Origin of the sequence: Methyloversatilis sp. MC4-4 (assembly GCF_049843555.1) — a bacterium.
Lineage (GTDB): Bacteria > Pseudomonadota > Gammaproteobacteria > Burkholderiales > Rhodocyclaceae > Methyloversatilis > Methyloversatilis discipulorum_B.
The window spans coordinates 1098047-1120378 of the sequence record NZ_JBBHZK010000001.1 but is presented as its reverse complement, the minus strand read 5'-3'; the positions used below and the strand labels follow the sequence as shown (position 1 = coordinate 1120378).

24 protein-coding genes are annotated in these 22332 nt (G+C 63.3%); 15 read left to right on the top strand and 9 right to left on the bottom strand.

Annotated features, from left to right (window positions below; all coding sequences use genetic code 11):
- The first annotated feature begins 108 nt into the window (after positions 1-108).
- From WDZ97_RS05105 to WDZ97_RS05090, 4 genes are all read left to right on the top strand, one after another.
- Positions 109-1332, top strand: a complete 1224-nt coding sequence (locus WDZ97_RS05105) for a tyrosine-type recombinase/integrase (protein ID WP_425762001.1) — start codon at positions 109-111, stop codon at positions 1330-1332.
- A gap of 128 nt (positions 1333-1460) precedes the next feature.
- Positions 1461-1751: a hypothetical protein gene (locus tag WDZ97_RS05100; RefSeq protein WP_425762000.1), complete on the top strand. Its 291-nt coding sequence runs from the start codon at positions 1461-1463 to the stop codon at positions 1749-1751.
- A gap of 62 nt (positions 1752-1813) precedes the next feature.
- Positions 1814-2668, top strand: coding sequence for a DUF692 domain-containing protein (locus WDZ97_RS05095; protein WP_425761999.1), 855 nt, complete (start codon positions 1814-1816; stop codon positions 2666-2668).
- Positions 2665-3426 (top strand): putative DNA-binding domain-containing protein, encoded by a 762-nt coding sequence (locus tag WDZ97_RS05090; RefSeq protein WP_425761998.1) that lies wholly within the window; start codon positions 2665-2667, stop codon positions 3424-3426. The genes WDZ97_RS05095 and WDZ97_RS05090 overlap by 4 nt, the downstream gene beginning before the upstream one ends.
- 1 nt (position 3427) lies before the next feature.
- Here WDZ97_RS05090 and WDZ97_RS05085 read toward each other — a convergent pair whose 3' ends face one another.
- The gene (locus WDZ97_RS05085; protein WP_425761997.1) at positions 3428-4393 is read right to left on the bottom strand and encodes an NAD(P)H-dependent flavin oxidoreductase; all 966 of its coding nucleotides are present in this window, start codon (positions 4391-4393) and stop codon (positions 3428-3430) included.
- Between the two features lie 345 nt (positions 4394-4738).
- Here WDZ97_RS05085 and WDZ97_RS05080 point away from each other — a divergent pair, with 345 nt between their 5' ends.
- The 9 genes from WDZ97_RS05080 to WDZ97_RS05040 all read left to right on the top strand — a co-directional run bounded on the left by WDZ97_RS05080 (position 4739) and on the right by WDZ97_RS05040 (position 10641).
- On the top strand, positions 4739-5566 hold the full coding sequence (locus WDZ97_RS05080; protein ID WP_425761996.1) for a hypothetical protein: 828 nt from the start codon (positions 4739-4741) through the stop codon (positions 5564-5566).
- 385 nt (positions 5567-5951) lie between these two features.
- Entirely contained in the window at positions 5952-6395 is a 444-nt protein-coding gene (locus tag WDZ97_RS05075; RefSeq protein ID WP_425761995.1) for a hypothetical protein, read from the top strand.
- A gap of 83 nt (positions 6396-6478) precedes the next feature.
- A complete protein-coding gene (locus WDZ97_RS05070; protein ID WP_425761994.1) occupies positions 6479-7192 on the top strand; it encodes a hypothetical protein in 714 nt (237 codons plus the stop codon).
- 108 nt (positions 7193-7300) lie between these two features.
- Positions 7301-7711, top strand: a complete 411-nt coding sequence (locus WDZ97_RS05065; RefSeq protein WP_425761993.1) for a hypothetical protein — start codon at positions 7301-7303, stop codon at positions 7709-7711.
- A gap of 484 nt (positions 7712-8195) precedes the next feature.
- On the top strand, positions 8196-8624 hold the full coding sequence (locus WDZ97_RS05060; RefSeq protein ID WP_425761992.1) for a VOC family protein: 429 nt from the start codon (positions 8196-8198) through the stop codon (positions 8622-8624).
- A gap of 52 nt (positions 8625-8676) precedes the next feature.
- The gene (locus tag WDZ97_RS05055) at positions 8677-9177 is read left to right on the top strand and encodes a hypothetical protein (protein WP_425761991.1); all 501 of its coding nucleotides are present in this window, start codon (positions 8677-8679) and stop codon (positions 9175-9177) included.
- Positions 9178-9370: 193 nt separating this feature from the next.
- Positions 9371-9838, top strand: a complete 468-nt coding sequence (locus WDZ97_RS05050) for a YciI family protein (RefSeq protein ID WP_425761990.1) — start codon at positions 9371-9373, stop codon at positions 9836-9838.
- A 41-nt stretch (positions 9839-9879) separates the two neighbouring features.
- Positions 9880-10365, top strand: coding sequence for a VOC family protein (locus tag WDZ97_RS05045; RefSeq protein ID WP_425761989.1), 486 nt, complete (start codon positions 9880-9882; stop codon positions 10363-10365).
- Positions 10366-10428: 63 nt separating this feature from the next.
- Complete coding sequence (locus tag WDZ97_RS05040) at positions 10429-10641, top strand: hypothetical protein (protein ID WP_029143694.1); 213 nt, start codon at positions 10429-10431, stop codon at positions 10639-10641.
- Between the two features lie 376 nt (positions 10642-11017).
- On the opposite strand, the gene WDZ97_RS05035 is transcribed toward WDZ97_RS05040, so the two are convergent.
- The 7 genes from WDZ97_RS05035 to WDZ97_RS05005 all read right to left on the bottom strand — a co-directional run bounded on the left by WDZ97_RS05035 (position 11018) and on the right by WDZ97_RS05005 (position 16441).
- A complete protein-coding gene (locus WDZ97_RS05035; RefSeq protein ID WP_425761988.1) occupies positions 11018-11269 on the bottom strand; it encodes a type II toxin-antitoxin system ParD family antitoxin in 252 nt (83 codons plus the stop codon).
- A 416-nt stretch (positions 11270-11685) separates the two neighbouring features.
- Positions 11686-13329, bottom strand: a complete 1644-nt coding sequence (locus tag WDZ97_RS05030) for an electron transfer flavoprotein-ubiquinone oxidoreductase (protein ID WP_425761987.1) — start codon at positions 13327-13329, stop codon at positions 11686-11688.
- A 128-nt stretch (positions 13330-13457) separates the two neighbouring features.
- On the bottom strand, positions 13458-14321 hold the full coding sequence (locus WDZ97_RS05025) for an SPFH domain-containing protein (protein ID WP_019918241.1): 864 nt from the start codon (positions 14319-14321) through the stop codon (positions 13458-13460).
- Positions 14322-14334: 13 nt separating this feature from the next.
- Positions 14335-14793 carry an NfeD family protein gene (locus tag WDZ97_RS05020; protein WP_020164730.1) on the bottom strand — a complete coding sequence of 153 codons (459 nt, stop codon included), beginning with the start codon at positions 14791-14793 and terminating at the stop codon, positions 14335-14337.
- Between the two features lie 31 nt (positions 14794-14824).
- Positions 14825-15751, bottom strand: a complete 927-nt coding sequence (locus WDZ97_RS05015) for a histone deacetylase family protein (RefSeq protein ID WP_419541491.1) — start codon at positions 15749-15751, stop codon at positions 14825-14827.
- A gap of 118 nt (positions 15752-15869) precedes the next feature.
- Positions 15870-16058 (bottom strand): hypothetical protein, encoded by a 189-nt coding sequence (locus tag WDZ97_RS05010; RefSeq protein WP_304001061.1) that lies wholly within the window; start codon positions 16056-16058, stop codon positions 15870-15872.
- A 188-nt stretch (positions 16059-16246) separates the two neighbouring features.
- Positions 16247-16441: a hypothetical protein gene (locus tag WDZ97_RS05005; RefSeq protein ID WP_304001060.1), complete on the bottom strand. Its 195-nt coding sequence runs from the start codon at positions 16439-16441 to the stop codon at positions 16247-16249.
- Positions 16442-16645: 204 nt separating this feature from the next.
- Between WDZ97_RS05005 and WDZ97_RS05000 the strand changes: the two genes are divergently transcribed.
- Together WDZ97_RS05000 and WDZ97_RS04995 are read left to right on the top strand one after the other, a co-directional pair.
- Positions 16646-17998 (top strand): sensor histidine kinase, encoded by a 1353-nt coding sequence (locus WDZ97_RS05000; protein ID WP_304001059.1) that lies wholly within the window; start codon positions 16646-16648, stop codon positions 17996-17998.
- A 1-nt stretch (position 17999) separates the two neighbouring features.
- Positions 18000-18683, top strand: coding sequence for a response regulator (locus tag WDZ97_RS04995; protein WP_019918233.1), 684 nt, complete (start codon positions 18000-18002; stop codon positions 18681-18683).
- Between the two features lie 7 nt (positions 18684-18690).
- On the opposite strand, the gene WDZ97_RS04990 is transcribed toward WDZ97_RS04995, so the two are convergent.
- Entirely contained in the window at positions 18691-22272 is a 3582-nt protein-coding gene (locus WDZ97_RS04990) for a TonB-dependent receptor domain-containing protein (protein ID WP_425761986.1), read from the bottom strand.
- Between the last annotated feature and the right edge of the window lie 60 nt (positions 22273-22332).

Sequence of the window (22332 nt, the reverse complement as noted above, 5' to 3'; positions counted from 1 at the left end):
GACCCGGCGGCGTGCGCATCAGGCGCGCAAGCATCGCAGCATTTGCTGACGCCGACCTGACCGTGCGTGCTGTCTCCAGGTTCCCCGGCGCAGGTAAGATCGCCCACCATGACGACTGCCCCGCTCCCGATTCCACTGCGCCCGCTCGACGAGATCAGCGTGCCCGAAGCGCTCGACGGGCACGACGGCGTGAACCGCGCCGACCGCGCGCGACTGCAGATCGGTGCGCAGACCGACATCGAGGCGATCCGCTGCTTTCTCGCCGAATACGACCGCTCGCCCGGCACGCACCGCATCTATCAGCGCGAGTGCGAACGGCTGCTGCTGTGGTCGCTGGTCGAGTGCGGCAAGCCGCTGTCCAGCCTGAACCGGCAGGACTTCGAAGGCTATCTGCACTTCCTCGCCGACCCTCAGCCGGCCGCGCTGTGGTGCGGCCCCAAGGTGCAGCGCGTGCGTGCGGAGTGGCGCCCCTTCGTCGGGCCGCTGTCGGAGTCGGCGGTGCTCACCGCGATCGCCGCCATCAATTCGCTGATGAGCTATCTGGTCGACGCCGGCTATCTCGCCGGCAATCCGCTGGGCCTGATCCGCCAGCGCCGGCGCAAGCTGTCGCTGGAAAAGAACGGGCCGGCGCACGTGATCGCGCAGACCGAGGAAATGCAGAAGGTCGAGCGCTTTCTCGACGCCGAAATGTGGCAGGCGGTGACGCAGGCCATCGAGGCGATGCCGCGCGAACTGGACAGCGAACGCGACGAATACGAGCGCGCGCGCTTCATCGCGGCCCTGCTCTACATGCTGGCGCCGCGCGCCGGCGAGCTCGAATCGCACCGCATGAACAGCTTCCGCGAAGAGCGTGGCCGCTGGTGGTGGCATGTCGTCGGCAAAGGCGGCAAGCAGGCCAAGGTGCCGGTGGCCGACGACATGGTCCACGCGCTGGTGCGCTACCGCAAACACCTCGGCCTGAGCGCCATGCCCAAGCGCACCGACCTCACGCCGCTGCTGGTGTCGATCAAGGACCGCAGCCCGATCACCGCGCGCCGGCTGAACCAGATCCTGAAGAAGATCTTCTATGCGGCGGCCGAACTGCTGCCCGAAATATCGGAGCACAAGCGCGAAAAGCTGCGTGCCGCCTCGGCCCACTGGGGCCGCCACACCGGCATCACCGCCAAGCTCGACAGCGGCATGAACGAGCGCTACGTGCAGAAGGACGCGCGCCACACCGACGCGCGCACCACGCAGCGCTACATCCACGAAGAGGAAGAGCGCTGGCACGACGAGGCACAGAAGCAGCAGCTTCCGTGGTCGTCGCAGGAAAAAATTTCTCCGTCGAAGTAAGCATCCGCACCCCGCCCGGGTCTAGTGGCGGGAGAGCGTAGTGCGCAGTGTCCGGACACCGGCGGCTGTTCTCGCGAATCCGATGCCGGGGAGGTCCCCGGCCGCACACCATCTTCAGGAGAACATTCATGTCCACGTCCCGTTTCGGCGCCTCGATCGCCGCCGCCGCTGCCGCTTTCGCCCTGTCGGGCGCCGTTTTCGCCGCCGACGCACCGGCCGGCAGCAAGGGTGCGGCCGTCGCCGCCGGCGACAAGGTCCATTGCTACGGCCTGCACGCCTGCAAGGGCAACAGCGACTGCGCGACCGCCGAACACAGCTGCAAGGGTCAGAACGCCTGCAAGGGCCACGGCTTCAAGGCGACCACCGCCAAGGAATGCCTGGGCCAGGGCGGCACCATCGGCGATCTGGCGGCCAAGTAATTCTTTCAGCGACCGACTGGCGCGGCACGGGGCCTGCGGGCGCCGTGCCGCGCAGCGCGCCCATGACCACGACCGCACTCACCGCCCCCTCGCCCGGCTTCGGTCTGGGTCTGCGCCCGGCCCACTACGCCACGCTGCTCGACGCACGCGCGCCGCTGGACTGGCTTGAAATCATTTCCGAAAACTTCATGGTCGGCGGCGGCAAGCCGATGGCCATGCTCGATCGTCTGCGCGCCGACTATCCGATGGCCATGCACGGCGTGGCGCTGTCGATAGGCTCGACCGACGCGCTCGACCGCGACTATCTGAAGAAGCTGAAAGCGCTCGCCGACCGTGTCCAGCCGCTGTGGATTTCCGACCACTTCTGCTGGACCGGAATCGGGGGGCAGAACGCGCACGACCTGCTGCCGCTGCCCTACACCGAAGAAGCGGTGCGCCTGCTGGTGAGCCGCATCGGTCAGGTGCAGCACGAACTCGGACGCCGGCTGGTGCTGGAGAACGTGTCCAGCTATCTGGGCTATGCGGTGTCCGACATGACGGAGTGGGATTTCATCCGCACCGTCGCCGACGAAGCCGACTGCCTGCTGCTGCTCGACGTGAACAACGTCTATGTCAGCAGCGTCAATCACGGTTTCGACCCGGTGAGCTATCTGGCCGGTCTGCCGGCCGCGCGCGTGCAGCAGATCCATCTCGCCGGCCACTCGACACATGACGATCATCTGGTCGATACGCACGACCAGCCGGTGTGCGAGGAAGTGTGGGCGCTGTACGACATCGCCTGCGGCATGTTCGGCGAGGTGGCCACCATGATCGAGCGCGACGACAACATTCCGGCGCTGCACGAACTGCTGAACGAACTGGCGCGCGCCCGCCGCATCGCGGTGCGTGCCGAAACGATCACGCGGGAGGCCGCATGAACGGTCTGGCCGCCCTGCAGCACGAATTCATGCGCTATCTGCACGAGGCGCCGAACGCCTTCGTCGACACGCTGGCCGCGAGCGAGGGCCTGGCCCCGGCCGCCCGTGCCCACATCTATCGCAATGCCTACCGCGTGCGGCTGCTCGACACGCTGAAGGACAGTTTCGACAAGACCTGGGCCTGGCTCGGCGACGACGCCTTCGAGGACGCCGGGTTGCGCTACATCGCCGACCATCCGCCGACGCAGTTCAGCCTGCGCCCCTTTGGTGACCGCTACGCCGACTGGCTGCACGGCGCCTGGCCCGCCGACCCGGAAGTGGCGGAACTGGCGCGGCTGGACTGGGCGATGCGCAACGCCTTCGACGGCGCCGACGCGCAGCCGCTCGACGGCGCGGCACTCGCGGGCTTGAGCGACGAGGACTGGGCGACTGTCGTGTTCAGCCTGCACCCGACCGCACAGATGCTGCGCGTGCAGCGCAATACGCTGGACCTGTGGCACGCGATGGACCGCAGCGACACGCCGCCCGCCGTCGTCGACCTGGCGCAGCCGATGACGGTGCTGGTCTGGCGCAAGGGTGTGCAGCCGCATTTCCGATCGATCGACGCGGCAGAGGCCGGCATGCTCAACGCCCTGCAGCGCGGCACGCCTTTCGCCGCCGCATGTGAAACCGTCGAGTCGGACGACGCGCAGGCCCTGATCGGTGGCTGGCTCGCGCGCTGGCTGGAAGACGGCCTGCTCTGCGCCGACCCGCGCTGAATCAGCTCGCCTTCTCGGCCGCGCTCTTCAGCGCCGCACGGCATTCATCGACCATGCGCGCGATCAGCTCGGCGCAGCTGGGCACGTCGCGGATCAGCCCGATCACCTGACCGGCGGTGATCACGCCGCCATCGACCTCGCCCTGCGCCAGCGCCTCCGCACCGCGCGCGCCGCTGACCAGCGGGCGGATGTCGTCGAAGGTGCAGCCGCGGCCTTCGGCCTCCACCACCGCGTCCGACACCGCGTTGCGGAACACGCGCGCCGTGTTGTGCAGGCTGCGCAGAATGAGCCGCGTGTCGCGCTCGCTCGCATTCACCAGCGCCTGCTTGATGCTGTCGTGGATAGGCGCCTCCTTCGTCACGCAGAAGCGCGTGCCCATGTTCACGCCCTCGGCGCCCAGCGCCAGCGCCGCCGCCATGCCGCGGCCGTCGCCGATGCCGCCGGAGGCGATCACCGGAATGTCCAGCGCCTGCGCCGCGATCGGAATCAGCACCAGACCCGGCACGTCGTCCTCACCGGGGTGCCCGGCGCACTCGAAACCGTCGATGCTCACGATATCCACGCCCTTCCTCTGCGCCGACAGCGCATGCCGCACCGCCACGCACTTGTGGATGATCGTCGCCCCGCGCGCCTTCGCCTTGGCGATGAAAGCCTCCGGATTGTTGCCCGCGGTTTCGATGATGCGGATGCCCGCATCCAGCATCGCGTCGAGATAGGCCTCGTAAGGCGGCGGCTTGATCGCCGGCAGTATCGTCAGATTCACGCCGAAAGGCTGGTCCGTCATGTCGCGACAGCGCGCAATCTCCGCCGTCAGCGCCTCAGGTGTGGGTTGCGTCAGCGCGGTAAGAATGCCCAGCCCGCCGGCATTCGACACCGCAGAAGCCAGCTCCGCCCGCCCCACCCACATCATCCCGCCCTGCACGATGGGGTAGCGAATGCCCAGAAGATCGGTGATGCGCGTTTTCATGCCTTGTATCCGGTGACGGGGAACAGGGGGTGATGATGCGCCAGCGGGGTGGAGACAGGGCGTTTCAAACGACGTGAACCGGTGCTCAACGGGCGCTTGCGCCGGAATTGCCTGAGGGGGCATGGAGTGGGCCTGGGTGCCGATGCATCCGCCGAAAGGTCGATTGCCGCGTAACACCGCAGATGAGAGGCTCAGATAAGTGAAAGCCCGCTGCAACATACTGAATGTACGAATGAATCGATTGCGTGGTTCGCTGGAATATCACGCAGCGTTCTGGTACGTCACGCTAGATCACATAAAACAGGCGCCCAGCAATTCGTTAGGCAACACAAAAGGATGGAGACGATGCCCGATATAAAGCCAAGAGAGTGCTTCATCATCATGCCCATATCAGATGCTGATGGCTATCCTCAGGGCCACTTCAAGCACGTGTATGACAATATCGTGGCGCCATCGTGCGAGAAGGCTGGCTTTCGAGCCATTCGAGCCGATGATGTAAAGGCCACAAACCTCATTCATCTCGACATACTGAAGAAGCTGATCGAGGCCCCAATTACCATTTGCGACCTGAGCAGTAGAAATCCCAACGTTCTCTTTGAGCTTGGCATCAGGCAAGCGTTTGATAGACCCGTCGTGCTTATTCAAGAGAGTGGCACACCAAAAATATTTGATATCGCACCTCTTCGGTACCTAGAGTATTCTAAAGAGATGAAGTACCACGATGTCTTGCGTAGCCAGAATGAGCTTAAGGACGCGATTGAGGCAACAGTTGCGGCGGATGCAGATGCCGGGAATGTGAACTCAATCGTCAAGCTTCTGGCACTCAATCAGCCTGCAAAAATCCCTGAACTCAAGGGCAACAAAGAAGGGCTTGCACTAGGTGTGCTGCAAGCCGAAATTCAAGAGATGCGCAAGCTAATGGAAATATCCATACATGATCGCCGAATCTCGCGACGAGGTTCCATTACAGCGATTGAGTACGAGCGCCTCTCAAACACGCTAGAGAAGCTTCAGAACGCAAAGCGTGTGCCGGCCTCGGAAAGAATGGAGCAACTGCACATGCTGATGAGAGAGACAGAAGAGCTAATGATGCGTTGCGATGAAAAGTCGGATCACATGCATGTCCGTCACCTTATAGAGAGAATTCACCGCACCATGGCAGACGTTGCCTAACCAGTCGGTCAGGCGGATGCCAACTCAGGTCGTGCCTTTAGTATTCTCATGGCCCGTGTCGGCACCCTCCCCCTTCGGCTCGGGCCTCGCGAAACAATAGAGGACAGGCCGAGTTTTCAATAGAACAATAGGGGGCGCGAAAAATTGTAGTCAGCCCCATATTTTTTCTTCACCGTCAGGTACCAATGTGTGCGCGTTCTTAAAGTCGATTGACTGGTTTGAGCTCGTCCAGACGATCGCTACTTGCTTAACAGTAGTGGCGGCTTTTCTGGCCATCAACACGTGGAAGCGTCAATCAAGGGCGCAAAAGCAGACTGACTTTTTGGACGTCCTCACAGATGGGGTCCATGAGTACATTGACGCTCTATCCAGGCCACAGGAATACTTGAAGTTTCTTCAGATCGGTTTTGTAAGCTATCGGAACTTACATGCCACCGAGGACAATGGCTTGAAAGACGGTGTGATCGCATATATCGAGAAGAACGGAGAGCGTGATGCAAAACGGATGTGGGGTTACCTCGAACCCAGCAGAAGGCTGGCTTCAAAACTGAATGCCTTGGTTGCACGAGGGCAGGTCTACGGCTTTGCTCAGTACGATCAATGTCGTCGCTCCATCGAAATGCTTGTGTGGCAGCATCACCGGTTACAGGTTGTCGCGTCGATGATTGGAAGTACCAGCCAAAACTGGGCAAACCCAATGGTGCAGCAGTCAATTGACAATATGCTCACCGTACAACCGGAAGATATCGCTCGCCTCCTAAAGGAACACAACCTAGCTTTTATTGAATTCGTAAATGCGAACTACAAGCGTATCTATGCTGGCACCTAAGACCTCAGCCAACTTGGATCTCTTATGGACCGACAGAATCGTGGCCTGACCCCTGTTGTTCTCTCAAAACCGGTTGCCAACCCATGAATAAACTCAATCCTAAAGATGTAGCAAGTGACTTTGATGCCGAGATTACGAAACTCGTCGACTACTACCTGAGATCTGCGGCGAGCTTTCATGGTTCTACCACAGAGAAGTCGGACACCTCGCTGCTTGCGGAACACGTCTTCCTTTCGGCAGCTATTTCCTTTGAAGGCGCTCTTTCCGATTTATTCTTTGCTTACACCAACAAGGATGCGAGCGTCTTTATCGCGAAGAAGCAGAGCTTAATCCAGGATGTTGTCAAGCGGGAATTCGGCGATTGGTATGCAAAGAAGGTTGTACTCGGATCTATCAAGCACATTAAGGCAGGAGAGCTATATCCGCTTCTGGATCCAACCGGTCACAACATCACTTTCTACGACGCGAAGAAGATGGTCGAACGAGCTGACAAGTACCTTATTCAGGCTCACGCAGCCAAGTATAAAGCACTATCCACCTCGCACCATAAGCTAATGAATGCAGCAAAATTCATTCGCAACTGCATTGCCCATCGTAGCGACGCGAGCTACGAGGCGATGATGGATGCTCTCGTTAAACTGCAGAGCGGCAACTACAAGTCACTTGCGCGTACAGCTGATAAAAAGGTGAATAGCATTGGCGCCTATTTGAAGGCTTCAACCGGCCCCAAGAAGCCAACACGAATCGAGGTTTATCTATCTGAGCTTAGGGCGGTAATCAATGTACTTGGAGCCTAGGGGGTTAGAGATCAAAGTGAGCCAACAATAGAAACAATAGGGGACACACCACGATTTTTCCCTCGACTAGCCTTTGACTTGAACCACAGAAGATCTCGACCAGACCCTATGTCATTACTGCTCTGTATATGGGCAAGCTGTCGAGGCCAACTGCTCGGCCTGCTCCTGATAGTCTGCGCGAGCACGTCCTTTTTTTCGGCGCCGGTTTCGTCGCAGCAACCGCAGACGGAGATTCAAGGCTGGTCTTCTGAATGGTTGGTTGGGACAACGCTGGAGTTGGTAAGCGAGACGGACATCCTCCATCTACGCTTCGCAAATAAAGATTGGGTCGCGGTGACGACAGGAAAGAAAGATGGCCCAGTCACGGCCCCAATTCTCTCCTGGCACCTCAAGAATGGAAAACTGTTCATCGGCCAGCAGGCGTCGGCTGAGGGCGGGATTGAGTTTGTTTCATTATCTGGGACCACTCTCATCACTTTCCTGGAAGGCAAGAAAATGATTTTTAAGGCATCCCGGTGATCGTGCGTCGATAATGGCTTGTAACGGCATGGGTCAGGGCGCGGTTTTCCGATGTTCGACGCGCATTCGATTCGTGGCGCTGATATCGCGAAGGAGCGGGGTTGTTGAGAGTTCCGAATTTCTTGAGGCACCTTGAATTTCAATTGGCACTTGCATTCATCGCATTCGTTCTCTTGGGCTTGTTATACGAATCGGTCATGCGTCTGATTCCGACTGCCGCGGAAAACTGCACAAGGCAATGCGGGGAGTTGGATATGAAGGGGCGCATGGTGCCAATCTATCCAGAGCACATGACTAGAGCGAGTCGAAGCAAGGGGCCGATGGAGTGCAGGTGTGGCGATTAGTGTTTTGGCGACAAATGGTCGGTAATGGATGCGATTTTCTTCGAAGGTGTTTTCGCGTTCGGAATTTCAATTCATCGCGACCGATAGCCGAGTAACGGATCGGATTTCATCGTTCCACACCTCAAACAAGGAGCCCACCTATGGAAACGCAAGAACTGCATCGCGGTCGCCTCATCGACCACATCCAGCTTGTCGTCAGCGATCTGGCGGCCAGCGAGGCCTTCTATGAAGCTGTTTTCGGCGCCCTGAACATTCCCATCGGCGGCTCGGCGGATGACTACTTCTGGGCGGACGAGCTGTTCGTGTCGACGGCAACGAGCGTTGCGGCGCAGGGCAAGGTCACCGGTCGCTGCCACCTCGCGTTCCAGGCACAGGACCGGGCAATGGTGGATGCGTTCTACGCGGCCGCACTGGCGAGTGGCGGCAAGGACAACGGGGCGCCGGGAGAGCGGCCCTACCACCCGGGCTACTACGCGGCCTTTGTTCTCGATCCCGACGGCAACAACATTGAGGCGGTCTATCACGGTGAAGCGACCCGATCATGCGCTTCCGTCCGCATCACGTTTTAGTGGAACGCACCTTGGCTGCCGTCGCGGGAGCTGCAACGTCTAGGAGATATCCATGACTATCGCCAGACTTGTCAGTACCGCGAAATCGATCAGTTGGTATATGGGCTTTGCTGGCCTGTCGTTATTTCTTCTGTACTGGCCTGCGTCAAACCTCTATTGGAGCACCGCCATTGGCCTTTTCAAGCTGCACAAATTGTCCCCCAGTGACACTTTTGCTCTTTGGAATCCTGGCGTTCTCGCCATGTTTATGGTTTTCCTGACGCCGCTCTGGGTGTTCGCCATAAAAGGCATCTACTATGCAGCGATCACATTATCCATTCTATCGCTCCGTCCTTATCTGATCCTGCTCTCAGTTGTCGCATGGCTTTCCATGAAAGGATTCATTCCGCACGGTCACATTGTGTGGAAGAGAATCGAGAACGGCGGCGTTGTTTTTGCATTAACAGAAGCCGTCAACTGGAAGTTTCCTTTCCTTTATTCCGCGCTTTGCGTTCTAGTGGCCATAAAGTATTTTACGGCCGAAACTGATTCCAACCGGGAACGCCACGGCTAGCCAAATATCAATAAGGGACAGACCACATTTTCCCGCTGACGAAAGCGGAGCCGGAGCCAACGGTTCGTTGCCTGTCATGCGTTGGAAGTCCGCTGCGAGTTGGCACTCAGCCCCCTGGCAGGCTGCCCTGTCGAACTGCCGCGCCCCCGTTCGTCGTACCCATCCCTACCCCACTCTGAATGGAGATCAGGCGATGCGATTCATCATCACGGCGCAGTCCGATGCAGCGAGCACGCCATCCGACGCATCGGCGGAGTTCGATGCCGAGCTGTTCAAGGCCTACATGCGCTTCAACGAAGAGATGCACACGGCGGGTGTGCTGATCGCGTCCGAGGGTCTGAATCCGGCGGCGCAAGGCGCGCGGATTGCTGTTGCGGACGGCAAACGCTATGTCGTCGACGGTCCGTTCGCGGAGTCCAAGGAACTGGTGGGCGGCTTCTACATCATCGAAGTCCCCTCGCTCGACGACGCCATACAGTGGGCGCTGCGCGCGCCGTCGGGACTTGGCACGGACGACATTCTGGAGATCCGGCAACTGACCGGCTCGGATGACCTGCCCGCTGACCTTCTGCGGCTCATCGAGGAAGCGGCGCCGACTTGGAGTGCCGATACCTGGCAGTCGCGAAGCAGCGGGACGACGAAGCCTGGCGGTGCACGCTGAAGTGCCCCCCGGATTCCGGACACCTTTGAAGGAGAACGACCATGGTCACACCTGCAAAGAACACCGTCTGCCTGTGGTTCAACGGCGGCGCCGAGGACGCGGCGCGGTTCTACGCCGCTACCTTTCCCGATTCCTTCGTTGGTAATGTGTATCGCGCGCCGGCAGACTATCCGTCCGGCAAGGAAGGCGATGTGCTGACGGTGGAATTCACGGTCATGGGCATCCCCTGCCTCGGGCTGAACGGCGGGCCGGCCTTCCCGCAGACCGAGGCGTTCTCGTTTCAGGTGGCGACGGCGGACCAGGCGGAAACCGACAGGCTGTGGAACGCCATCGTCAGCAACGGCGGTCAGGAGAGCGCCTGCGGCTGGTGCAGGGACCGCTGGGGCCTATCTTGGCAGATCACGCCGGTGGCGCTGATGAACGCCATCGCCCACCCCGACCCGGCGACAGCGAAGCGGGCGTTCGAGGCGATGATGGGCATGACGAAGATTGATATCGCGGCGATCGAGGCAGCGGTGCGAGCGTGAGCGGCCGGCCGCAGCTCGGGTGCCGTGAGGTAGGCGGGATAAGCAGACAGGGAGAGAACGACCATGAAATGGATGCTGGTGATCATCGTGATGAACTCGCCGGTCAAGACCGATCTGGTCTTCGGCAGCCTCGCGGAGTGCCTGTCGGCGGAAGCGCAGATGCGGCAGGAGTGGGCCGACCATTACGGGCAGGCAAAGAAGGCCGGTGCTGCGGCTGAAACCCTGGGGCTGCTGAGTTCGCAGGTGACCAAGGGGACCTGCATTCCGGCGAAGTGAGGGGTGCGGCGCTGGGTTCTGGTCCTGCCGACAGCGATGGCTGCATCCCACAGAGGTCCCTGCTCAGAGCTGTGACGGAGACTGCGGGAGCGCGCTTGCTCGCGATCGCAGCCCGTAATCGAAGCTTTGCAGTGTGCACAGGCCCTGTCGCGGCCAAGGCCGCTCCCACAGGGATCGCGCCCGACCCACGGCCTGAGCCGGGGTTTTGTGGGAGGGGTCTTCTGACCCCGACAGCAGCCGGCATCGGAGCCAGCGGACGACGACGGCCGCGTCGCGGCCAAGGCCGCTCCCACAGGGATCGCGCCCCACCCGCGGCCTGAGCCGGGGTTTTGTGGGAGGGGTCTTCTGACCCCGACAGCGGCGGCGTGCGTTCAGATCACGCCGTCGGCGTCGTTCCGGCGGCCTTGCGCACTTTGTCCCGCAGGCCTTCGAAGTAGTTGTCGTCGGCCGCGGCTGCCGGGGCCGACTCGGCTCCGGAGATCAGCAGGCCGCGCAGATGCAGGCGATCCTGGTCCTTGCGGATCAGCTCGCGCACATACTCGCTGCTGGTGCCGTAGCCGCGCTGACTGACCTGCTCATCGACAAAGGCCTTCAGAGCGTCGGGGAGGGAAATGTTCATCGTGCCCATGAACTGAATGTGGGTGCTTTGCCAAAAATTGGCAAGGTGTCTGCAAGGCCGGTACAGAGGTTCGTGGGAGCGAGCTTGCTCGCGATTGCGGCGGTGATTGAAGCTTTGCGGTGTGCGGAGGCCGTGTCGCGGCCAAGGCAGCTCTCACAGGGATCGCGCCCGACCCACGGCCTGAGCCGGGGTTTTGTGGGAGGGGTCTTCTGACCCCGACTGCGGCTTGTATCGAAGCCTGCGGATGGCAGCGGCCGTGTCGCGGTCAGAAGACCGCTCCTACATGAGAGGTGCGCCTGCTCCACGACCTGGGCTTGGGTTGGGGATTGCAGGAGGGGTCTTCTGGCCCTGACTGCGGCCTGAATCGGAGCCTGAGGATGGCAGCGCCCGTGTCGCGGCCAAGGCCGTTTCCACAGGAAACTGACCTACATGCCGTTGTAGATCGGCCCTTCCCCGCCCTGCGGCGTGACCCAGGTGATGTTCTGCGTCGGGTCCTTAATGTCGCAGGTCTTGCAGTGCACGCAGTTCTGCGCGTTGATCTGCAGCCGTGGGCCGGTCTGTTCGCGGACGATTTCGTACACCCCGGCCGGGCAGTAGCGCTGTTCGGGCGCGTCGTAGGCGGCGAGATTCACCGTGATGGGCACCCCCGCGTCGGCCAGCCGCAGGTGACAGGGCTGGTCCTCTTCGTGGTTGGTGCTCGACAGGAAAACCGATGACAGGCGGTCGAAGGTGAGCATGCCATCCGGCTTCGGGTAGTCGATTGGCGTACAGCTGGCCGCTGGTTGCAGTGAGGTGTGGTCGGCGGTGTTGCGCAGCGTCCACGGCACGGCGCCCTTGAACAGCAGCTGTTCGGCGCCGTACAGGAAGGCGCCCAGCCACAGGCCTTTCTTCATGTAGGGCTTGAAGTTGCGGGTGCGGTAGAGCTCGTCGCGCAGCCAGCTGATGCGGAATTTCTCCGGGTAGGCGGCGAGCGCGTCCTGCGCGCGCCCGGCGGCAATCGCCTCGACCGCGGCGTCGGCGGCCAGCATGCCGCTCTTGATCGCGGCGTGGCTGCCCTTGATGCGCGCGGCGTTGAGGAAGCCGGCGTCGTCGCCGATCAGCGCGCCGCCCGGGAACACCAGTTTGGGCAGGCTCTGCAGACCGCCGGCGGTGATCGCCCGCGCGCCGTACGACAGGCGCTGTCCGCCCTCGATGTGGGTGCGGATGGCCGGGTGGGTCTTGTAGCGCTGGAATTCATCGAACGGCGACAGGTGCGGGTTGCTGTAGTTAAGCCCGACCACGTAGCCGATGGCGACCAGATTGCCCTTCAGGTGATAGATGAAGCCGCCGCCGTAAGTGGCGTTATCCACCGGCCAGCCGGCGGTGTGGACGACCAGGCCCGGCTGACTCTGCGCCGCCGGCACCTCCCACAGTTCCTTCAGACCGAGGCCGTAGGTCTGCGGGTCGACGCCCTCGCGCAGATTGAAGCGCTGTTCCAGCGCCTTGCCCAGGTGGCCGCGGCAGCCTTCGGCGAACAGCGTGTATTTCGCGCGCAGCGCCATGCCCGGCTGGAAGTTGGGCCCCTGCTCACCGTCGCGCGTGAGGCCCATGTCGCCGGTGATGACGCCGGCGACCTTGCCGTCCTCGATCAGCAGCTGGGCGCCGGTGAAGCCGGCGAACACATCGACGCCCAGCGCTTCCGCCTGCTCGCCCAGCCATTTGACGACGTGGCCCAGGCGCACGATGTAGTTGCCGTCGTTGTGGAAGCTCTGCGGCAGCAGCGCGTGCGGCACCGCGCGCGCACCGGTTTCCGACAGGAAGAGCATGCGGTCTTCGGTGACCGGCGTGTCGAGCGGCGCGCCCTGCGAAGCCCAGTCGGGCAGCAGTTCGGTCAGCGCGCGCGGGTCCATCACCGCGCCGGACAGGATGTGGGCGCCGACCTCGGCCGCCTTCTCGATCACGCACACCGACAGTTCGATGCCGGCCTGTGCCGCCTGCTGTTTCGCGCGGATCGCCGCCGCCAGCCCGGCCGGGCCGGCACCGACGACCAGCAGGTCGAATTCCATGGACTCGCGTTCGATGTCGCTCATTCGTATTGTCTCGGGTGCGGGAGCGGACAAGGCCGCCTACAGGCCGATTCTCGCCGATCAGGTGCCGGCCCGCGCGTGCGGGCCGGGCATGTCAGGATTCCTGCAGGTTCTGGATGGCCCGCGCGAACTCAGCCCTTGCCGCCGGCGCGCGCGAAGATGCCGGCCACGGCGTCCTGCAGATCGGCCGGCAGCACGACCACCTTGGCGTTCGGCGATTCGCCCAGCTTGTTCAGCGCGGCGATGTACTTCTCGCCGAGCAGATACATCATCGGCAGCTGCTGCTCGCCGAGCGATGCGGTGACGCGACGGATCGATTCGGCACTCGCTTCCGCCAGCGTCACCTGGGCGGCGGCGTCGCGCTTGGCCGATTCCAGCCGGGCCTCGGCTTCGAGAATCATCGACTGCTTCTGACCTTCGGAGCGCGTCACCATGGCCTTGCGCTCGCGTTCGGCGCTGGCCTGCTGTTCCATCGCGCGCTGCATCGAGTCGGACGGATTGATGTCCTGGATCTCGACCGACTTCACGGTCAGGCCCCAGTCGATCGCCTCGTCGGCGATGCTCTCGCGCAGCCTCACCTTGATCTTGTCGCGGCTGGACAGCGCCTGGTCCAGATCCATCTCACCGACGATGGAACGCAGCGTGGTCATGATGAGGTTGCGGATCGCCTCGGAGAAGTCGGTCACGCCATAGACCGCCTTGACCGGGTCGGTCACCTTGATGAAGGCCACGGCATTGGTGCGGATGACCGCGTTGTCGCGGGTGATCACCTCCTGCTCCTGCACGTCGAGGATGATGTCCTTGGTCACCACTTTGTAGGCGACGTCGTCGAGGTAGGGAATGATGATGTTGAGGCCGGGCAGCAACGTGCGCAGGTACTTGCCCATGCGCTGCACCACCCACTCCTCGCCCTGCGGCACCACGCGCAGGCCCTTGGCCAGCGTGACGGCGACGAATATCAGCAATGCAATGACGACGACCAGTCCGGAACTCATGGGCAATCCTCCCTCAGGTTTTGTTGATGTGCGTGCGCCCGACCTTGAGCAGCGAGCCCTCGACCGACAGTACCTTCACCCGCTCGCCGACCGGCAGCGTGTCGTCGGCGATGCAGTCCCATACGTCGGCGCCCAGCAGCGGCTTCTGGAAGCGCACCTGACCGCGGCCGAAGGGCGTGATCTCGTGCACCACCAGGCCCACCTCGCCGAGCACGTCACCGGCCGACATGCCGGAGTGCGTGCGGTGCTGGTCGGCGCGGAACACGCGGAACCAGGCGAACACCAGCACGCAGGACAGCACCGCCCACAAGGCGAGCTGCAGCGTCAGTGAAAGCGTCGGCACCGCCCACAGCAGCAGACCGATGCCGATCGCGGCAACGCCGAACCACAGCACCACCATGCCGGGCACGGCCAGTTCGATCACCAGCAGTGCAAGACCGGCGACCAGCCAGTGCCACCATTGAATATCCATATTGAAAGTCCGCAGTGAATGCCGGCGCAGTCTAGACGCTGCAGTCGCCGAGCGCCATCAGGTGAGCGGCCACCGCCGGGCCGATGGCCGGCAGACCGTAGCCGCCTTCCAGCGTAGACACGATGCGCCCCTGCGCCGACGCCTCGGCGATGTCGCGCAGTTCGTGCGTGATCCAGCGGTAGTCGGCGGCTTCGAGTTCGATATTGGCCAACGGGTCGTCGCGCAGCGCGTCGAAGCCGGCAGAGATCAGCACCAGCTGCGGCCGGAAGGCGCGCAGCTTCGGCAGGGCGACCTCTTTCCAGTGCCGGCGGAAGGCGTCCGAGCCCTCGCCTGCCGCCATGCGCAACGGGATGTAGCCCGCTCGCTCGGGAAACTCGCCGCGCGGGTAATAGGGATGTTGGAAGCTGTCGGCCATCAGCACGCGCGGCTCGCGTCTGAACATCAGTTCGGTGCCGTTGCCGCGATGCACGTCGAAATCTGCGATGGCGACGCGCTCGATGCCGTGCGTCGCCAGCGCGTGCGCGGCGCCGACGGCGACGTTGCCGTAGATGCAGAAGCCCATCGCGTCGCCCGGCTTCGCGTGGTGGCCGGGCGGGCGTGTCGCGCAGAACACCGCCTTCGCCCGCCCGCTCATCACCAGATCGACGCCCTGCACGACGGCGCCAGCGGCGCGCGACGCAGCTGCCAGCGAGCCGGGCGACATCACGGTGTCGCTCTCCAGCCGGTAGGTGCCGGTCTTGGGCGCCACCCGCTCGACTTCGTCGAGATAGGCGGCGTTGTGCACGCGTTCAAGCTGGGCGCGGGTGACCAGAGGCGCCTCGACGCGCTGCCACTTGCGCGTGACGCCGGTGCGCTCGAGTTCGGCGAGCACGGTCTGCAGGCGGGCCGGCGATTCGGGGTGACGGTCGCCCGGACGGTGGTCCAGACAGTCGGGATGGGAAATCAGTACGCAGTCCATGGCCGCAGTGTAGGCGGCCTCGGCGTCGACGTGGCGCGCCGGGCACGCACAAAAAAACGGGAGCCGCAGTGCGGCCCCCGTCGGTACGAAGAATCCGGGGCTCATCCAGCCCCGGACCTCACTTCTTCTGCGCAGCCTTCTTCTTCTCGTAATTGAGCATTTCGTCCGGCGTGATGTGGCCGTCCTTGTCGACGTCCATCGCCACCCAGTCGCGCGCCAGCTCGGGTTTGTCGGCCTTCGCGTCGGCGGCATGGGCGCCGGCGCTCATCACGGCGCAGGCTGCAAAAACAAGACTGAACTTCTTCATTGCCATCTCCTGTCGTCGGTTGTGGGGTGCATCGATGCGGCAATACTTAGCACGCAAATCGAATGCCCCGCATAGAGGCGGGAGCACGCCCCGCGGTTCCGTCCGACGACAGGCTCTTACGTGTTTTTGCCCTTGGAAAAGTCTTGAAAAAAATGGGCGGGTGCCGGACCGCGGCCGGCACCGTCCGCTCACTTCTTGGCGTCGGCGCGCTTCTTCTCCCAGGCGACCATTTCGTCGGGCGTGATGTAGCCATCCTTGTTGGCGTCCATCTCGACCCAGTCGCGGGCCAGTTCGGGTTTGTCCGACGACGGCTTCTTCGCATCGGCGGCAAGAACCGGCGTGGCGAACAGAGCCAGCGTGCAGATCAGGGCAGTTTTCTTCATGGCTTTCTCCTCGGTGACGTGCCGCTCGAACGGCGACAGCGCCGTTCAATATCCGTGAGTCACGCCCGCCCGCGGCAGGGAAATCCAATCGCACCAGGCGGGATGCCGTCCCGCGCCACGGATGGCGGCACGCGATGCGCGGGAGGATTTCCCGACAGCCTTCGCATTACGATGCCCGGTCACGCAACTTCCGGAAATGCCTGCATGAGTCTGCGTTTCAGACTCACCCTGATCATCGCCTCGCTGATGACCCTGCTGGTGATTGCCGACAGCGGGCGCAGGCTCTACGACGCCCACGACGATGCGGTGACCGAGATCGATTCGGTGGCGCGTCTTGCGCACGCGCTGCTGCCCAGTGTGCTGACGCCGGCACCGCCCGGCATGTCCACCGAGTCGCTGCTCGCGCACATCGATCTCACGCATGAGCTGCGCACGCTGCGCCACCTCACCGTCGAGGTGCACGCACTGGATGGCCGCACCATACTGAGTTCGCGCGACGCGCCGCCGATCGAGGCGCCGGCCGCGCTGAACTGGATGGGCGAACGCCTGCGCAACCTGCCGCCGCTGCGCAAGGACATCCGCGTCGGCGAGCGGGTGGTCGGCTACTACCTGCTGGTGCCGAACGCCGACGACGAACTGCGCGAGATCTGGGACGACTACATCAAGCAGACCAGCATGGTGCTGGCGATCGGGCTGATCGCCTGCTTCATGGTGTATTGGGCGGTCGGCCGTGCGCTGCAGCCATTGGGCAGCGTCATGCGTGCACTGTCGGCAATCGGCGAAGGCCGGCTCGACGCCCGGCTCGACAACGTCGGCCCGGGCGATCTGGCGCCGCTGTCCGATTCCTTCAACAGCATGGCTGCCACGCTGGAGGCCGCCGTGAGCGAGCGCGCTCGCCTGCTGCGCAAGCTGATCACGCACGAAGAGGAAATCCGCCAGTCGCTGGCGCGCGATCTGCACGACGAACTGAGCCCCTATCTGGTGGCCATCCATCCGCACGCCCGTCTGCTGGCCGACGCCTGCGAAGGTCGCCCCGAGCTGGCCGAGCACCGCGAAGCGGCGCGCTGGATGTCGGAACAGGTGGGCCATCTGCTGCGTCTGGTGCGCAACCTGCTCGAACACCTGCGGCCGCCGGACATCGAGGAACTGGGCCTGCGCCACGCGCTGGCCGAACTGGGTACGCAGCGCAGCCGCGGCGCCGACAAGGTCGAGGTGGTGTTCCATCTCGACGAGGACCTCGGTCAGCTGTCGTCCATGCACGACATCACGCTCTACCGCATCGTGCAGGAGTGCCTCACCAATACGGCCAAGCACGCACGGTGCACCCGGATCGATGTCCATCTGGATATCGACACAAGGCTCGGCCGCGTATCGCTGCGGGTGACCGACGACGGCGAACCGACGCCCTACGTCGCACCCGAGAGCGGCTTCGGTCTGGTCGGCATGCGCGAACGCGCGCTCGCACTGGGCGGTGACTGCCAGGCCGGTCCGCGTTCGCGCGGCGGCTGGGAAGTCACTGCCTGGCTGCCCCTGAAAACCTCGGTACAGGAACACTGACATGGCTCCGAACACTCCCATCCGCGTTCTGCTCGTCGACGACCACGCCGTTGTGCGCGCCGGCTACCGCCGCTTCCTCGAACACAACCGCATGATGGAAGTGGTCGGCGAAGCGGGCAGTTCCGACGAGGCCTACCAGCTGTTCAGGCTGATGAAACCGGACGTCGTGGTGATGGACATATCGCTTCCCGGCGCCAGCGGCATCGAGGCGGCGCGCAGGATGCTGGCGCTCGACGGCCGTGCGCGCGTGCTCATGTTCTCGATGCACGCCCAGCCGGCCTTCGCCCGCCAGGCACTGGAAGCCGGCGCCATCGGCTTCCTGACCAAGGACACCGAACCGGAAGCGCTGGTGCAGGCCGTCATCGCCGCCGCCCAGGGCCGGCGCACGCTGAGCCCGCGCGTGGCCGAACAGCTGGCACTGGACAACGTGATGCCGGACGAGAAGCGGCTGGACGTGCTGACACCGCGCGAATTCGAGATCTGCCGCCTGCTGCTGGCCGGCATGACCGTGGACGAAATCGCCGACGCACTGAAGCTGAGCCCGAAGACGATTTCGAACCGGATGAGCGAAATCCGCCAGAAGCTCGACGTGCGCAGCGACGTCGAGCTGGTGCGCCTGGCCACCGCCGCCGGCCTGGTGCCGTGGGCGGCACGGCCGGACGTTGCGGGGGAATCCGCAGCTTGACGGCAGCTCAGCGCGGGTCGAGCTGATAGCTCAAGGTCAGCCAGATTCCGCGCCGTGCGCCCGGCGCCAGAAAGTTGGTGCTGAGCCAGTCGCTGGAGTTGTGGTTGTAGCCGTCCGGCCCGATGGCGCCGTGTATCGACGGCGAGAACGGATTCACGCCGAGGCGACCTGCGCTGAAGTATTCCTTGTCGAGCAGGTTGTTGATGCGCATGCCCAGCGTCCACTCCGGCGTGAGCTTGTAGCTCGTGTGGGCATTGAAGACGACGTGGCCAGGCACCGAACCCTTGTTCCCGGTCGGCTGAAGACTGACCATCTGCTGGCCGATGACGGCGCCGCTGCCGTTATAGATATCGACCGGCACCTGCCGCACCACGCCCTCCCTGTGTTCGTTGTTCTCGTTGCCGCGCACGTAGGCGGTTGAATGCGCGATCGCCGTGAGGCCTACCGTCCACTTGTCAGTCACCTCGTAGCTCAGAGTGGCGTTCAGGTTGTGCAGCGGTATGCCCGGCATCCGGTTGCCCGGCTTGACGCGGATGCGCCCGACCGGATCGTCCAGATCGTAGATGCACTGGCCGGACGCATTGCAGTAGGGCTCCAGCGTCGCGCTGCTGTTGTCGTTCGCCGCCATGACGAACGATTCCTGGAAGGTGGCGTCAGTCAGTGCGTAGTTCAGGCGTATGCGTGCCTTGCCGAGCTGGGCGGTCATGCCCGCTTCGATGCCCTGCCGGCGCGTGTCGCCGATGCTGTCGAAGAAGCTTCGGTTACCCGGGTAGGTCACCAAGTAGATGTCGTCTTTCAGATCGGTACGGTAGGCGCCGAGATTCCATTCGATGTTGTCGCCCCAGCGGCCACGCATGCCGAAGTCGATCGTTTCGGCGCGGATCTGCGGCAGATAGGGGTCGCCCGAAAGCGTCGAGGGCAATGAGCAGGAACGGTTCTCGAGCAGCCCCTTCTCGATGTACTTGTTGCCGCCCAGCTTGACCAAGGTGTGGTCAAGCGCGCAGCCCAGCTCGATCACCGACGGTGTGCGGGCGCCGCGTGCCCAGTTGCCGTAGACGTTCAGGTCCGGCCTGGCCTGCCAGGTCCCGCCGAACGACGGATTCAGCGAGCGATAGGTGAAATGCTCGGTTTCCGCCGGGTTCACGATGCGCGCGAGGTCGGGCACCCGATAGCCAGTGGTCGGGCACACACCATTCACGCAGATGTCGTAGAAGTTCGGATAGGCCTCGTACTGGGCAAGATCGAAAACGGTAAAGCCGTAGCTGCGGGAAGCCAGCACGTTCTTGACCCGCGTGTGGTTGAAGCGCACGGCGCCGGTCAGGTGCACCGTCTCGACCGGGCTCCAGGTTTCGCTCGCGTAGAGGCTCTTGGTGATCGAGGTGCCCGCGAAGTCGTTGTTGCGCACCTCCTCGTCCGCGGCAGCGTACTGATCGCGGATTTCGTCCGGTGACAGATAGGCATTGCGCTCGGCATCGAGCAGCCCGAGCATCTGCCCGCTGCCGTAGCGCGCCTTCGCGCGGTCGACCGATGCGCCGACCATGAATTTGTGGCGATCGTAGTTCCAGTTCAGCTGCATCGACGCGCCGTGGATGATCTGTTCGATCCGGGTATTGGTCAGCACCGCGGTCGGCGTGCCCTCGACCACGCCCGGGCGGGTGGTGCCGAAACCGTCGGTCATCAGCACGCCTCCGGTCACCGGGTCACGCTGGGTCAGTTCGCCGCGTTGCGACGTCACGTCGCGCTGTTGTGTCGCTGCACAGTTGTCGCCGTTGAAGGGGGTGACCGTCATGACAGCGTGCTTCACGCCATCCGGTGTATAGAAGAAGCTCGCGGTCATGCCGCCGATGACGTCGATGTCACCGGCCGGCACCCTGGGGGCGCTGCCGCCGACCCAGGTGCCGGCGGTGTAAGACGGTTCGCCATTCGAATACGAGGTGGGATCGCCCGGCAGCACAGGCGTGCGCGTCACCGCCTGGGGCACGTAGAACAGCGCCTGGTGGTAGTTCTTCCAGGTGTCGAACTCGTACTTCGCGTGTGCCGCGTAATCGTCGGGCAGGTCGGCATTGAATGCGCCATCCGGCAGCAGGGCCGGGTTGGCGACGCCGTTTGTCGCGTAGTCCATCAGGAAGTTCAGGAACTCGGGATAGGCCGGCGAGAACCAGTCGTTCGGATCGAATGCGACGACGTAGTAGTCGGGCAGACCGTACTTGTTGCTGCTGTTGTACAGGCAGGTGTACTGCTCGCCCGGATCGAGCTTGCGCCGCGCGTAATCGCCGCGAAGTTCGGTATAGACGTCGGCCCCTCGCGCGCGCCGATTGCTGTCGCGCTGGTAGACCTGACCGGTGACGGTGAAGTTGTCGTTGACGATGAAGCTGCCGGACAGCTGCAGCTGCAACAGACGGTTCTTCGTCGTATCCGGCGAGGTGAAGACGCCGTTGCGGTCCTGCGCATACATCTGGCTCGGAATCAGGCCGTTGCCGACAAGGTCGTTCCACACGTACAACGAGCTGAGGTTCAGGTCCAGCCGGTCGCTGCGATAGCTGCCCTTGCCGAACACCTGGTTCACCTTGGTCGGCGAGTTGTCGCGCCAGCCGTCCTCGACGAAGAAGTTGCCGGCGCCGAAAAGGCCGACGCTGCCGTTGTTCCAGCCCCCCGACACCAGCAGCTGGTTGCGGCCGAAGGCGCCGGTGAGCAGTTCGGCTTCGACGCCGGGGCTGTCGAAACCGCTCTTGGTGCGCATCGAGAAGGCGCCGCCCAGTGTGCCGAGACCGAAGATCGGATTCGAGCCCGGAAAGACGTCGAAGCCCGACAGCGCGTTCATCGGAATCATGTCCCAGTTCACGACGTCGCCGAAGGGCTCGTTCACGCGTATGCCGTCAATGAACACAGACAGGCCCTGCGGCGTCCCGAGCTGGGGACTGGCAGTGAAGCCCCGGTAATTCACGTCCATCTGGAACGGGTTGCCCTGGTAGTCGTTCACATTGACCGACTGCATGGTCGAGTTCAGCAGATCGGCCACGCTGACCGCGTGGGCATTGCGAATGTCCTCGGCGGTCAGGCTCTGCACATTGCCCGGGATCTCCTCCTTCGTCAGGCCCAGGCCCGGCAGCGGGCCGATCTCGTGGAAGCGCTTGGCGCGCACCTGGATCGCTTCGAGCTGATGGATGGACGAGGAGTCGTCGCCCAGGGCCGGCAACGGCTGCACCGGTGCGCGGCGCACCGTGTATCCGCCCGCTTCGTCGATACGCAGTTCGAGCCCGCTTCCCTGCAGCGCGGCGGTGAATGCCTCGCGCACCGAGAAATCCCCGCGGACACCGGCACTGCGCTTGCCACTGACCAGCGAGGGTTCGAATGTGAACACCACACCTGCACGTCGTGCGACCCGATTGAGCGTGTCGCCGAGCGGCCCCGGCGCGATGTCGTAACTGCGCACCGCGTCGTTGCGCGTGGCGTCGGCCAGTTCGAGCCGGAGCGCATCGGCAACGGCGGGCAGACTGACGACTGCCAGCCCGAGCGCCGCCGCACCGAGCACGCGCCTGCGAGTGCAAGTGCGAGTGCGCGCACCATTACCGCCTTCTGTCCTCTTCATGTGCTCCCCCGCTTTTTTTGTGTAATCGCGGGCAATGACGAAGGACGACGGCAAAAGTAC